The organism is Bacillus cereus group sp. MYBK15-3 (assembly GCF_051916765.1).
Lineage (GTDB): Bacteria > Bacillota > Bacilli > Bacillales > Bacillaceae_G > Bacillus_A > Bacillus_A cereus.
On the sequence record NZ_JBQAHG010000001.1, the window covers coordinates 1,321,813 to 1,336,304 of the forward strand.

Below are 14,492 nucleotides of genomic sequence, written 5' to 3' on the forward strand. Positions count from 1 at the left end.
ACCACCTTCCATTTATTTTCTTAATTGGAGTCCCATTATAAAATCAACAAGAAAGTGTGCAAAGATTGTTATAAACAAATTTCCTGTCCATTCAAATACATAACCAAAGACAAAACTAATGAAACAGACGAAACAAAACAAAAATGGCTTTGTTATATAACGAATATGTAACACTGCAAATACGAAGCTCGCAATTACAATTCCAAAATGAGTCTGTACTACACCTCTAAATAAAAATTCTTCTGCAAAACCAATTAAGAACGTAATAACGAGTAAATGCAGAACGGACATTCCTCGAAACATCTTATCGTTAATACCACCATCATCAAACCAAGACTCCGGAAACACTCGCATTGCAACATAATCTAATAACACAATACCAATCGCTAACAAACCACCTATAATAAGTACAGATACTGGTTCCCATTTCCATAAATTAAAGACTTCTTTTACATCTTGAAATAATATATATGCCAGTAAACAGCCAATACCGATAATAATTAACTGTGTTATATATAGATTCAGCCTTATTTCCTGCGGACTCATATCTTCAACATTATGCCTTTGAATGTTCATCATTCCTCCATCTTTTCTAGGCCGAAAAGCTTTTGTAACTCTGTTTCCCAATTATAGTCGAAATCCGATTGTTGCGCTCGTCTTTTTTTATAATCTTCTTTTGTAATACCGCAATAATCGCAGCAATTAATTAACTCTTGCTCTTTCCTATAACCGAACTGTTGCAGCACATATTCACGTCTACATCCTTTAACTTGTATCCATGACTTCATATTTTCTAGCTCACTATATTTATTACGCAACCTTATTTCTACTTCAGCTATTAATCGGTTCATAATTTCATCTGACAAACCTTCTAATAATAATCTTCGTTGTTGTATAATTCCAACCTGTTCGAGATGATAACGAACGAAACGCCAATATTGCTCATTAAATCTTGCTGCATTATAACAAATTTCTTCTACATCTTCTATTGGTAATTCTTTCGTTTGAAACATTCTTTCTTGTAGTAAAGAAAATAAAAATTGTATTTGTGACTTACTTGGCAATTCATCCTCAATGATTGAAATTGGTAAATCATGATCCAACGGACTACATAATAAAATAGCTATACTCGGTTCGCCATCTCTTCCAGCTCTTCCGATTTCTTGTAAGTAAGAAGCTATATTAGTTGGATAATGAAAATGAATAATATATCGCGTATTCGCCTTATTTACCCCCATACCAAATGCACTTGTGCATATTACAAGTTGCAATTGATCGTTCATAAACTGCTGTTGAATTAACATACGCTCTTCATGTTCCATACCACCATGATAAAAAGCTACACCAGTAACACCTTTTCCTCTCAAGTATTCCGTTAACCTTTCTGTCCACGCTCTACTTGAGCAATATACAATCCCCGGCCCTTGTAAATACATCACCTGCTCTAAAAGCGCCTCTTTCTTTTCTTCTATCGTCTCTACAAATTGCACATCCATTGCAATATTAGGACGGTCAATAGAGTATACATGTTCCGCGGCACCCTTTAAATTTAAACTATTTGCGATATCCTGCAGTACCCCTTTTGTCGCTGTGGCTGTCAATGCTAATACTGTAGGAGAACCAATATTTTCAATAACTACATTTAGTTTTTTATAGTCCGGTCTAAAATCATAACCCCATTGAGAAATACAATGAGCCTCATCAACAACAAATAATGAAATATGAATTTTCTTCAATTCCCTAATTAATAACTCCGACTGTAACATCTCTGGTGAAACAAAAATAAATTTATATGAAGATAATTTTTTCATCGCTTCTCTTTTTTCATTTAATGTCCGAAAACTATTAAATGCTATTACTCGGTTTTTCACAACATACTTTAATTGTGTTACTTGATCTTCCATTAAAGATAATAACGGTGATACAACAAGCACTGTTCCTTCTCGCATAAGCCCCGGAAACTGATAGCACATAGATTTCCCTCTTCCAGTCGGAAGCATTGCTATCACATCTTTTCCTTCTAATAAATCTGTAATAACTCCTTTTTGACCTGGACGAAATTCAGAATATCCAAACCACTTATATAAATATTCTTCAAGTTTCATTTACACCCTCCATCCGCGCTAATACAAGACGAACTTCAAAATAAGAGATATCTTCTCCAACCGCTTGTTTCAAAACACGTAACTTCCGCGTTTGCAATGCTTCAATTACTTTTATTACTTTGTCTATCTTTTCTTTTTCCATAAACATTTCAATAGAAAAATCTTTTTCTCGCAAAGCAATTTCAACAAAATGATCTTCTATCGTTGCAACCTTTAAATTCCGAATCGTCGCTATTTCTTCTAAAGAACGTCCTTGTCTCCAAAAATTATATGTTTTTTTCGTCGATAAACTAAATAATTCAGCTCTCTCATTTGGATAAGATATAATTTCAGCTAATAGTGGAAATTCATTTTCTTTATCACGAACTTCTTGTATAAAGAAATGCATTGTACCCCAAAATAAAAAATACACTCTGAATATATCTTGTTTCGTAATTTCTGCTAATTGTTGCAATGTACAACCAATACGTTCATAACCCGTTAGTCGATATGTTACAATCGTCGCTTCTATCGTATTGCTCTTTTCTAAAAGATTATGTACTTCCGTCCATAGTTTTCTCGCCAACTCACTTCTCTTATATGGTATTCCTGTTAGAAAACGTTTCACCCACATCATTATTTCTGTATCTTGCTGAATTGGGATAAACTTCGTATTATTCTGTTGTAAATTTGATATAGTTTGAATAATTAATGATAATCTTTTCCAAAATGTTTCACCTAATTCACCATAATGTAAACCATGCAAATGCGCCGGAAAAGCATAAACTTCCTCCCATTTATGTAACTGCATTTTACCCGTAGGTGTTAACACATATGTATTTTCATGTATTTCTTGAATAAAATTCGCTTGCAACAACTTTGCAACTTCACCATCATAGTCATTTCTATTCAATGATTTGTATATTCCGAACAAAAAAGAAATTCGGAACATATTTCCATCTTGTAAAGTTTGCGAAGAACGTTTGCCCTTTAGTAAATAATAAATAGAAGAAACGGTTCTTTCACCATTCAATTGTTTTAAACAATGCAACAAAGTATATTGTATTTGCATGACCGCTTCCACCTTCCAATCTTAACTTCATTCTTTTCAGTACAATTACACTATCTACTTTCGCTCATTAAACTTATCATATGAGAACTATATACTTGTATATATTCTATTGTATCAAACGAAATCATATTTACGTATTTTGAAAATCTTATGACATAATTCAAAAATAAGTTGACACTCTAATTGATAAGCATTATCATTATAATTTTATGTTGAAAAGTTTTACAAACCGTTTTACAATAAGGTTATAATTTTTATGGCGAGCTTTTCACATACATATTATCAGGAGGGAAAAAAGATGGCAAAATATACAATCGTTGATAAAGATACTTGTATTGCATGTGGTGCTTGTGGCGCTGCTGCACCAGACATTTATGACTATGATGATGAAGGTATTGCATTTGTAACATTAGATGATAACCAAGGTATCGTTGAAATTCCAGATGTATTAATTGAAGATATGATGGATGCATTCGAAGGCTGTCCAACTGACTCAATTAAAGTTGCTGACGAATCATTCGACGGAGACGCTTTAAAATTCGAATAGTCTTTTATTAACTTCAAAAAATGCCCCTCATCAATATGAGGGGCATTTTTTGTATCTAAATTTTATTTTCCTTAATAAAAAACCATTAGTAGTTTCACACTACTAATGATTTTAATATATATTATGCATTTTTCATTTTTGCAAACACCCATACTTTCAGGCGTGAGAATAATGCTACAAATACAATTGTTACAACAATCCCTTTAATTAAATTAAATGGTAAGATTGCCGTTACAACCGTTGTTCTTATAGCTTCGCTAGACATAGCCGGTGAATTTAAAAACCAAGTGTAAGCCGGGAATATGATGATGTAGTTTAATACACTCATAATAAGCGCCATTGTAATTGTCCCTAGCATTAATCCTGTAGTTAAACTCTTCACAGTACGATACTTTCTAAATAAGAAAGCTGCTGGTCCAATAAATAAACATCCTGCAATAAAGTTTGCAATTTCTCCAACTGGTACTCCCGTTAAACTTCCTTGAATCCCGTAATGTAAAATGTTCTTTATCGCCTCTACAATCACTCCTGCTACTGGTCCAAAGATAATTGCTGCAATTAGAGCTGGTACATCACTAAAATCAATTTTCAAAAATGGCGGAAGCCCTGGGAACGGGAAATCTAACATCATTAGTAAATATGCAATACTACTTAGCATCGCTACACTCACCATCTGCACTACACTGTTTTTTTGTTTCATCTTTCTCTCTCCTTTTCCATCGATCATCTCATGGAAAGTGGAAAGGTTCTGCTATGCCTATTTTTTCATAGAACGAAAAAACCCTTTGTGTTTTACACAAAGGGAGAATTTAAGGCACATCAAACAGACGTTCAAATCCATATCTTTTTTGAACGCTTGAACCTCCATCTTCTCCCATCCAGACTATACTGTCGGCTTTGGAATCACACCAAATCCTGCCTTAAAGGCTCGCGGGCTTAGAACAAAATCATAAATAGTTCATCACCGCCGGTCGGGATTTTCACCCTGCCCCGAAGATAGACCGATATTCTATTTTCCCCTTCATTATACAACAACCTCATAACATTGTGAACTAAAAAATTGTAACTTATTTAAAATTAGTTATTTATTTTTCGTAACAAAAAAATAAATTGCGAGATATTTTACAATACAATCCATATTTTTTATTATTCGGCATTTCTCTTTTGAATTACCTAGTCATATATAATTAAAAGTGATAAGATATTGAATTGTTAAGATAAGAACATTTTCTGAGTTATGGAGGAAATGTCATGAAAAAAGACAAGAGACATTCTATTCGAGAAGCAATGAAAAAAAACTTAAGAAAAGAATACTTTTACTTAAAAAAAGAATTACTTTTCTACTGCCCAATTGATTTAGGCACATTCTCAAACGAGACATACTATGCTACTTTCGATGAAGATGGCATTAGTATTTATCAGTATGATAAAAAAACAGAAAGTAAATTAAAATTGTGTGAGCGTCATCCGTGGAAGAGTTGGAATAAAGTGAAGATTGATCACTATTTGACAACTTCTCAATTTATTTTTCAGGGTGAGCGAAATTGGATCTTATCTCTTTTTCAAAAAGGAAAAGAAGCTCAAAAAATTATTGAAGAGCATACATCTTTACAAACAGAAGTTGTTTCCCGCTCTTTCTTAAAAAAACTTCCTGGTTTTCGTTCTAATACACCACTGAATAAATACATCGGTAGTATTTGTTACACTGCACTTATTGCATTTTTATTAAAATGGATGATTCCATTTCAAGCACCACAAATCGCCCTGTATTCTATTTCGATTGGTTGTATGCTTCTTGGCCTACTTTGTTTGACAATCGGTTTAATTGAACCGACTATCGTACTGTTTCGAACAAAAGAGAAAACAAGAACAAAAGTTTTTTACTTATATAGCTATTTAGCTATTTCTGGATTTATATGTGTCTTTATTTTTTGGTAAAAGAAGCCGTCCCAAAATAAATTTTGGGACGGTTTTCTTTTAGATATAGATGCTCTAATTCACTCAATAGTTCTAGCAAAAGCGCCCATATAATTTCATTTACATTGAACCTTATTTAAGAAGAACATAAATTTGTTCAAAGTTTAATTTTTGAAATGTTTCCTTCACTTAACATATAATTGTTGATTAGGATAAATTAGCTCTTGCTGCAATCCATTTTTTTCTTTAATTTCCTTAAGTGTCATACTAAATTTCCGTGCAATACTAACTAAAGTATCCCCTTTTTGTACGACATATAATGATGAAGAAACAACTTCATTTCTTTGTTCATTTAAAACAAGCAATGGGTTCATCGCATTCTTTTTCGCCATCGTCCATCTTCCTTGATGAAGTTCTAGATGTAAGTGTGCACCTCGCGATTCTCCCGTGTTCCCTACTTCTCCAATTTTTTCTCCTTTGGAAATATAATCTCCTTGCCCCACATATCTCTTATTTAAATGTGCATATACAGCCTCATATTCTCCGTGTTTAATAAATACAACATTTCCATAACTACTTGAATAATAAGACTTCGTTACCCTACCATCTTGAATAGCTGCCACAGGCGTTCCAATCGGCGCAGCTACATCAATACCATAGTGTTTTCCATGCCTTGTCCCAAAATAATCACTTATCTGACCTTCAACAGGCCATGTCCATCGATTTTCTTCTGCATAAACATGTAATTGAGATACAAACAGCATACTCAATAACATGACGCCGCATTTTAAAACTTTCATATACATCCTCCGTTTTCTAATTACCACCATACCTTCTCTATTTTGGTATATTACAGAAAAAAGTATACAAAAAAAGAAAGTGAATTACTCCACTTCCTTCTCTTTCTTATCACGAAAAACTAATGCACTACGGTTATACTCCACATCTTTCACTTGTAATCGGGCATTTATTACTCGAGCTATCGCAAACAAATAATCAGATAATCTATTTACATACTTTAAGACAACTTCATTTATTTTCACTTCTTTTTGCAATGATACTATAGAGCGTTCTGCTCTCCTTACAACAGTACGTGCAATATGAATAGTAGCCGCCGCCTCGCTACCACCTGGCAAAATAAAGCGTTCTAATGGCGGGGCTTCTTCTATATATAAATCAATCTTTCTTTCTAAACTTTCAACCATCTCAATTGTCACTTTATAAGGAATTTTTTGTTCCACTATTGCCAAGTCTCCTCCGCAATCAAATAGTTCATGTTGAATATTTTCGAGCTCATTGTAAATATCTCTAAAAGCCCCGCCTTGAACCTTAGTCATTGCATATCCAATATGAGAATTTGCCTCGTCTATTGTTCCATACGCTTCCACACGGATATCATCTTTATCAACCCTGCCACCTATTACACTTGTCGTTCCTTTATCTCCTGTTTTTGTATATAATTTCATTTCTTCACAGCACCCTCTCTTGTTATTCTTGATTCGACCAAGATAGAAAAAAGTTCTACCATTCTTTATTTAATTGAGTTTACAAAAAAATAAAAAACAGCAGAACTTTATTCATTATCAACTTTAAAAAAGCATATCTAAATTATACGATTCGGTAAATATACAGAGAATGTAGTTCCTTCTCCAACAACACTTGATACAGAAATTTTACCGTCATGGCCTTGAACAATATTTTTCGCAATTGCAAGCCCGAGTCCTGTTCCACCCTTTTTCCCACGTGTTCTTGCTTTATCAGCTTTATAGAAACGATCAAATAAAAATGGAATATCCTCTTCTGGAATGCCTACACCCGAATCTTGTACTTCAAAAATGAGGCCATTATTTTTCGTATCAATTACAAGCGTTACATGTCCACCCGCATTCGTATGACGAATTGCGTTATCAATCAAGTTCGTCAACACTTGTTCCATCCGATCTGCATCAAACGCATATTCTTCAATCTGATTCCGGAAATCAACTGTTAGTTCAACTTCTTTATCCTTTGCAATCCCTTGGAATTTACGACCAATTTTTTCCACAAACGGATGTATGTCCACTTCACCAATATGTAACTCTACGTGACCGCTTTCCATACGAGCTAAATCTAACAATTCATTTACAAGTTTACCTAAACGAACGGATTCATCATAAATGATTTGAACAAACTCATCTATTTCCTCTTTCGTTTGCACAATATCATCTAAAATCGCTTCACTATACCCTTGCAGCATGACCATCGGTGTACGAAGTTCATGTGATACATTCGCAATAAAGTCTTGACGCATTTTCTCAAGACGACGTTCTTCCGTCATATCTCGCAGTACCGCTACAGCCCCACGAATTTTCGTTTGATTGTAAAGTGGTGTCATAAGAACTACATAGTTCCCTTTTTGTAAATTAATTTCAACAACTTGTTGTTGCTCGCTTTCTACAACGAGATGGAATAGTTCCACAAGTTCAGAAGGTAATTTTTTACTTAACTCTATCTCTTTTTCTTCTTGCCAAACTTGTAAGAAATGTTCAGCCGGTGGATTAATAACTACGACTTCACCTTCTTGATTTAACGTAATAACTCCATCTGCCATACTACTCAAAATACTAGCTAACTGTTCTTTTTCTTGCTGCAAAGCATTCATATTAAACTTCAACTGTTTACCCATTTGATTTAAGGCCGTTGCCAGCTCACCAATTTCGTCCTGAGATACCATAGGAGCCTTTGCATCAAATTTCCCACGTGACACTTCAAAAGCAACCTCACGCATTTTACGAAGCGGTGCTGTAATCCGAGTAGATAAGAAGAACGCAAAGAAAGTTGTTAATATAATCGCAATCCCAGCGGCTAAGAAAATGAAATCAGTCGTTCTCTCCATATCTTTTATTGGCACTTGTAAAGATTCATATACGAACACTGCGCTTTGATTTTTTGATTGCACTGGTTTCCCAACGATCACAATATCATTTTCAGTGCTTTTATTCTTTCTACTATCAGAAGCTTTTCTAATGTTGTTCTTAATTTCTTTTTTGTCCGTAAAAACAGCGGCTAATTCTTTATCTTCTTTTAAATTATCCATTGTAAGGGTGACTAACCCTTCTTGTTTCGGTGAAGAAGAGATTTCCTTGCCATCTTCTACAATAATAATCCTTGAAAGTGGATCAGAGAATTTGTACGCGATGTTCTCAATCGTTTTTACATCGGCACCTTCTTCAATTAATTCCGTAACACTTGTTGCGACTTTTTGAAGTCTATTTTCACTCATATCAACATAATACGTTCTAAAAAATTGTGAAAGTAAAATCGCAACAAATCCAAGAACAAACGAAACGAGAAGTAATATGGTCATCCATAACTTCCCTACTACACTTCTCCAAAGCATCAGTCGTTCACAACCTCAAATTTGTAACCTACACCCCAAACAGTAACAATCATTTTCGCTGCATCTGGTGATTTTTTGCTTAACTTCTCACGTAAACGCTTTACATGTGTATCAACTGTACGTAAATCTCCGAAGAATTCATATTGCCATACTTCTTTTAACAGCTGCTCACGATCGAATACTTTATCAGGAGCTTTCGCTAAAAATAATAGTAACTCATATTCTTTCGGCGTTAAGTTTACTTCATTGCCATCTGCAGTAACACGGTGTGCATCGTTATCAATTGTTAAGTGAGGGAATACAGTAACATCTTTTGTCGTTGTATCTTGTGTAAAGAATGTTGTTGGTACAGCACGACGTAATACCGCTTTCACACGTAGCACGACCTCACGTGGACTAAACGGCTTTACAATATAATCATCTGTTCCAACTTCAAATCCTTGTACTCTATTTACTTCTTCACCTTTTGCTGTCAGCATAATAATTGGTGTCGCTTTCTTCTCACGAACCCCTTTACATACTTCAATGCCATCTTTACCAGGCATCATAAGATCTAATAAGATTAAATCGTAATCATTTTGCAACGCCATTTCTAAAGCTGTATCACCATTATCTGCTTCTTCAATCGTATATTGTTCTCTTTCTAAGTACATTTTCAATAAACGACGAATACGATCCTCATCATCTACAATTAAAATTCTTGATTCATTTTCCATCTCTACCCGCTGCGTACTCTCACCTCAGCGGTTCACACCTACCCTTCTTTAACTATTATGTTGCGCTATTCTCGTTTATTTAAGCAATCTTCTAAATGTTTCACTTCCCATATTATGCTTCACAAGAATAATAAATTTTGTTCAATTTTTTTCCAAAACTATGTATTTTTTTTGAACTGTATATAATGTCCTCGACATCATTTTACAAAATCAACCGCTACTTTGTCATGTTTTTCTCAAAAAAGAAGAAAAGTTGACAAAAATAAAATAGGAAAGTGACATGCACTCTCCTATTTTATTTCTCTATGCATATGAATGTAAACCGGCAATAATTAAGTTTACTACAATAAAGTTAAACATAATGATTGCAAAACCAATTACTGCAAGCCAAGCTGATTTCTCTCCATGCCACCCTTTAGATAATCGTAAATGTAGTACTGCAGCATAAAAGAGCCACGTTATAAGTGCCCAAACCTCTTTCGGATCCCAGCCCCAAAAGCGCGTCCACGCTATTTGAGCCCAAATCATCGCAAAAATTAATGCACCTAATGTGAAAACTGGGAATCCAATTGCAATAGATCGATATCCGATTTCATCTAGTAAATCACTATTCGTATTCTTTACTAACGGCTGAAGTGCCGCCGATACTCGCTTCCGTAAAACGAGTCTTAATACAATATACAGTAATGTTCCAACTAACACTGACCAAATAACAGTATTTAATTTTTTTGCATTTACAATTACTGGAACTTCAACTGCCGGTTCTAATTTATTTTCTGTCAGTAACTTCCCTTCATGCGGTCCAACTAAAGCCGGAAGATTGTACTTCATTTCCAGTTGTTGTTCATTTTTATCAATCCATTGAAACTTCGCTTCATATTTCATACTAGAAAATACCGTTGTTACTCCAATAAATCCAACTGTACAAACAAGTGTAAATACTACCGTCTCTAGCCAAAATGTACGTTTACTTCTCGTCGATTGATCTACATTTTTCAATAAATACATAACGCCTGTAATAAAACTAATCGCTAAAATGGCTTGTCCTGCTGCTGCCGTCGTCACGTGAATATGTAACCAATTACTTTTTAAAGATGGAATAAGCGGAGATATTTCCCTCGGAAACATACTTGCATAGGCAATTAATAAAAGCGCAACTGGTAATGCAAATAGTCCGATTATGCTTACACGGTACATAAAATACATGACAATAAATGCTCCTACAAGCATCATGCCGAAAAATGTACCGAATTCAAAAAAGTTACTAACTGGCGCATGCCCTGATGCAATCCACCTTGTAACAAAATATACTGTTTGTGCTATAAACCCTAAAATTGTAATCGTTATTCCTACATTTGCCCATTTATGACCCTTTTCTTTAATGGCTCCCCCAAAAAATAGAGTCGCAATTAAATATAAAATAAATGCGGTAAAGAGAAAGTTACTACTTATTTGCACCATATCGTTTCCCCACCTTAACTAATTTTTTTATCAATTACTTTATCATTTGGCTGTGGAATTGCTGTACCTTCTATTACTCTTTCAATATCTTTCTTTAAACCGAACCAATTTTTATTTGTATGCCCTGCAATCCACCATTCATCATTAACACGTTGTATCCAAATACGGCGATGATTCCAATACATACCTTGAATGACACCAACCATAAATATAAATCCTCCAATGCCGAGAATCCAAAGCGTTAAATCTTTTCTTACAGTAAGTGCTGTTGCATTCTGCATTTCAACACCTGCAAACGACATTTTATATTTGTTGTTTCCATCTGGTTCTATATTTTGCTGAATACCAACAAAACTCACTTCACCATCTGGTGTTTCAGGTGTAAACATTTTAAATACAAATGCAGGATTGTTTGGTAATTTCGTTTTCGTATTTGGTTTTCCATTCTCATCAAAATAAAAATCAGGAAAATAGCTTAATAGTTCTAGAGAATAACCAGTTCCTAAATCATATTTTTCCTTAGGATTCGTTAAATCTACTTTAATCGGTCCCCACTTTTGATTATTTTCTTTATTTTGTAAGTTAAAGGACATACTTTTAAATTCACTTTCTTTATAATCCACTTGATACACTGCAAATTGATCAAATTTCAGTGGTTCATTCACTCGAATTTCCGCTTCTTTTACTTTTTCTAATTTCGGTTTTTGTCCTGCTATATTTTCTCCTACTGCTTTATATAATACGGCATTCGTTTGGAAGTTTTTCGCAATCATTTTATCGCCTACACGATCAATCGCTTCATCAAAAACTTCCTTGTCCTTACTTTTATCATAAACTTCTTTTATAAATTTCTCGTTTTTTAAGTAGTATTGTCCATCCGTCCCTGGTATCTCTTTCGTTTCACCGTCACGTAACCAAAGTGCTTCGTCTACGTACATACTCGGTAAAAAACGAAGCATCGCACCGAATAAAAAGATAATAAGACCGATATGATTTACATATGGACCCCAACGCGAGAAGCGTCCCTTTTCTGCTAAAACGTTTCCGTCTTCCACTTTCACGTTATAGTTTCTTTTCTTTAAATTCTTTTGCACTCTTTCCAGGTCACCTTCTTGCGGTGTACCAGTCCCATATAATCTCTGTCTCTTTAAAAAGCTAGGATGTCTTTTTACGCCTTGCTTTTTTAAAGCTTTATAAAGTGGAATAACACGGTCTAAACTACATATCACAAGTGAAATACCGATAGAAGCAATCAAAATCATATACCACCATGAACCGTATAAATTATTAAACCCTAATTGATAGTATAATTGTCCTAAAAATCCGTATTCTTGTTTATAATATTCAGCTGGTGCAATCCCTGGAGTTATGTACATTTCTTGCGGAAAAATAGTTCCTATCGCTGATGCAGCTAAAGTTATTACGATTAGCCATACACCCACTTTTACAGAAGAGAAAAAGCTCCAAATTTTATCGATTATCGTTTTTGTCTGCGTGAGAGATCTCCGTGCACTCCCCTCATAGCGCATATCCAATAGTTTTGTATTTTCATTGCTTTCAAATGGTTTCCCGCAAGCTTCACAAAAAACGGTTCCTATCGGATTAACATGTCCACATTCACATTTAATTTCTTTCAACACTCTCACCGCCCCTGTATCTATATGTACTATTGTATATTCTAACCTCAAGTTACCGCAATACTCAGAATTTTTAAACCAGAGGCACTATAGACACGCACCCCTTATGTAAAGGCTTTCTTTATTACGGAGTAATTTTCTTTAAATACCCTTCTAACTGTTCTTTCGTTTGTTCACCTATAATTTGCTCCACTACTTTTCCATCTTTATCAATCAAAAAGCTTGTCGGTAATGGACCTACTCCATATGTTCCTATAATCTTTTGTCCTTTATCAATGGCAACTGGGAATTTCAAACCATACTGGTTCACAAAGTTCTTTACTGCAATATCCGTTTCATCTGCATCTAACGCTATGATTTCAACACCTTTTTCTTTATACTTTGGATATAATTCATTCATATAAGGCATTTCTTTTTCACAAGGTTTACACCACGTGCCCCAAAAGTTTAAAAATACACCTTTTCCCTTTAAATCTTTTAGTTCAATTTTCTTCCCTTCTAAATCCGTCACAACAAAGTTAGGTGCTTCTTTTCCGATTTGCATTTTCTCTTTATTAGCAAAGAATCCTTGATAAAGGGTAAATCCTACAGCACCACATAAAATGAGTAGAATAATAACGCGAAATAATAAGCGATTTTTCTTCATATTACTTCTCCTCTCCTCGATAAATGTTATGTATTATCTTCTGTAAATGTTGTATTGAATAAATCACCAGCAGAGCACTCCACTGGTGAATTTTTAACTCTATAGCTTATCTTGGCTTTGTAGAAGCAAGCGCGCGTAATTGTTTCACCTCATGTGGTGTCAATTCTCTCGCATCACCAGGTCGCAGGCTTCCTACTTCTAAGAAAGCATAACGTTCACGTTTTAATTTCACTACTTTACAGTCTAACGCTTCAAACATACGACGTACTTGACGATTACGTCCTTCATGAATTGTTAATTGTACAATAGCCATCTCTTTACGCTTGTCCCAAGAAATAATTTTCACACGTGCTGGTGCTGTTTTACCGTCTTCTAACGTAACACCGCGTTCTAACATGCGAATTTTCTCACCTGTTAATGGCCCTTTTATTTTTGCAACATATGTTTTTTCAACTTTATATCTAGGATGCATTAATACGTTTGCGAAGTCCCCATCATTTGTCATTAATAATACGCCAGACGTATCATAATCTAAGCGTCCGATTGGGAATAAACGTTGTGTAATTTCCGGGAAAAAGTCCGTTACAACACTTCTTCCTTTATCGTCTGATACACTTGAAATTACGCCAGTTGGTTTATATAGTAAAAAATAAACAGGTTCTTCTTTTTCAAGAGGGATGTTATTTACTTCTACTTTATCTTGAGGAGTTACTTTTGTCCCTAACTCCTTCACTATTTTTCCATTAACTTTCACTTTTCCTTGCTGAATTAATTCCTCAGCCTTTCTTCTCGATGCAATACCTGCTTGCGCAATCACTTTTTGTAATCGTTCCATTTCTTTTTTTCACCTCGAATTTATCTTACCTTACATTAGAAAGACTTGGCAACCGCATACGCTTTACGGCTATTCGCTTCATCTTACTTAAACAACATAGCGATGATAATAAACATATAAAGGTCAAATCATGTTTTTACCTTTTATTATTGTCCATATTTTTCATATTTCTCACAATAAAAGTTCATCATTTTGTCA

General features: G+C 34.5%; 14 protein-coding genes and 1 riboswitch. Of the genes, 2 read left to right on the forward strand and 12 right to left on the reverse strand.

The genetic code is table 11. The annotated features are described in order from the left end of the window. Positions 1-12: 12 nt before the first annotated feature. The 3 genes from ACTFR8_RS06760 to ACTFR8_RS06770 are packed head-to-tail and all read right to left on the reverse strand — an operon-like array spanning position 13 to position 3,156. Entirely contained in the window at positions 13-576 is a 564-nt protein-coding gene (locus ACTFR8_RS06760; RefSeq protein ID WP_050821736.1) for a CPBP family intramembrane glutamic endopeptidase, read from the reverse strand. After that, positions 576-2,105 carry an ATP-dependent DNA helicase RecQ gene (gene recQ, locus ACTFR8_RS06765; protein ID WP_000762980.1) on the reverse strand — a complete coding sequence of 510 codons (1,530 nt, stop codon included), beginning with the start codon at positions 2,103-2,105 and terminating at the stop codon, positions 576-578. The genes ACTFR8_RS06760 and recQ overlap by 1 nt, the downstream gene beginning before the upstream one ends. Continuing rightward, positions 2,095-3,156: a helix-turn-helix domain-containing protein gene (locus tag ACTFR8_RS06770; protein ID WP_001167008.1), complete on the reverse strand. Its 1,062-nt coding sequence runs from the start codon at positions 3,154-3,156 to the stop codon at positions 2,095-2,097. Before ACTFR8_RS06770 ends, recQ begins: the two co-directional genes overlap by 11 nt. Before the next feature lie 298 nt (positions 3,157-3,454). Here ACTFR8_RS06770 and ACTFR8_RS06775 point away from each other — a divergent pair, with 298 nt between their 5' ends. Beyond that, on the forward strand, positions 3,455-3,703 hold the full coding sequence (locus tag ACTFR8_RS06775) for a ferredoxin (protein ID WP_001151993.1): 249 nt from the start codon (positions 3,455-3,457) through the stop codon (positions 3,701-3,703). A 121-nt stretch (positions 3,704-3,824) separates the two neighbouring features. Here ACTFR8_RS06775 and ACTFR8_RS06780 read toward each other — a convergent pair whose 3' ends face one another. Next, positions 3,825-4,403 carry an ECF transporter S component gene (locus ACTFR8_RS06780; protein ID WP_000810856.1) on the reverse strand — a complete coding sequence of 193 codons (579 nt, stop codon included), beginning with the start codon at positions 4,401-4,403 and terminating at the stop codon, positions 3,825-3,827. A 162-nt stretch (positions 4,404-4,565) separates the two neighbouring features. Then, positions 4,566-4,705, reverse strand: a riboswitch (FMN riboswitch). A 249-nt stretch (positions 4,706-4,954) separates the two neighbouring features. Here ACTFR8_RS06780 and ACTFR8_RS06785 point away from each other — a divergent pair. Continuing rightward, on the forward strand, positions 4,955-5,641 hold the full coding sequence (locus ACTFR8_RS06785) for a hypothetical protein (RefSeq protein WP_000710837.1): 687 nt from the start codon (positions 4,955-4,957) through the stop codon (positions 5,639-5,641). A 164-nt stretch (positions 5,642-5,805) separates the two neighbouring features. Here the strand turns inward: ACTFR8_RS06785 and ACTFR8_RS06790 are convergent, their stop codons facing one another. The 8 genes from ACTFR8_RS06790 to rluB form a co-directional block, all read right to left on the reverse strand. Next, entirely contained in the window at positions 5,806-6,420 is a 615-nt protein-coding gene (locus tag ACTFR8_RS06790; RefSeq protein WP_000866125.1) for a peptidoglycan DD-metalloendopeptidase family protein, read from the reverse strand. 84 nt (positions 6,421-6,504) lie between these two features. Then, positions 6,505-7,086 (reverse strand): cob(I)yrinic acid a,c-diamide adenosyltransferase, encoded by a 582-nt coding sequence (locus ACTFR8_RS06795; protein WP_000781277.1) that lies wholly within the window; start codon positions 7,084-7,086, stop codon positions 6,505-6,507. A 137-nt stretch (positions 7,087-7,223) separates the two neighbouring features. Further along, on the reverse strand, positions 7,224-8,999 hold the full coding sequence (gene resE, locus ACTFR8_RS06800; protein ID WP_000964697.1) for a sensor histidine kinase ResE: 1,776 nt from the start codon (positions 8,997-8,999) through the stop codon (positions 7,224-7,226). Beyond that, on the reverse strand, positions 8,999-9,715 hold the full coding sequence (gene resD, locus ACTFR8_RS06805) for a DNA-binding response regulator ResD (protein ID WP_000426861.1): 717 nt from the start codon (positions 9,713-9,715) through the stop codon (positions 8,999-9,001). Before resD ends, resE begins: the two co-directional genes overlap by 1 nt. A 303-nt stretch (positions 9,716-10,018) precedes the next feature. Next, a complete protein-coding gene (gene resC, locus ACTFR8_RS06810) occupies positions 10,019-11,176 on the reverse strand; it encodes a cytochrome c biogenesis protein ResC (RefSeq protein WP_000250082.1) in 1,158 nt (385 codons plus the stop codon). A gap of 14 nt (positions 11,177-11,190) precedes the next feature. After that, positions 11,191-12,816, reverse strand: coding sequence for a cytochrome c biogenesis protein ResB (gene resB, locus ACTFR8_RS06815; protein WP_000910547.1), 1,626 nt, complete (start codon positions 12,814-12,816; stop codon positions 11,191-11,193). Positions 12,817-12,937: 121 nt separating this feature from the next. Continuing rightward, entirely contained in the window at positions 12,938-13,459 is a 522-nt protein-coding gene (gene resA / locus ACTFR8_RS06820) for a thiol-disulfide oxidoreductase ResA (protein WP_000742194.1), read from the reverse strand. A 106-nt stretch (positions 13,460-13,565) separates the two neighbouring features. Further along, complete coding sequence (rluB, locus tag ACTFR8_RS06825; protein ID WP_000440556.1) at positions 13,566-14,294, reverse strand: 23S rRNA pseudouridine(2605) synthase RluB; 729 nt, start codon at positions 14,292-14,294, stop codon at positions 13,566-13,568. Between the last annotated feature and the right edge of the window lie 198 nt (positions 14,295-14,492).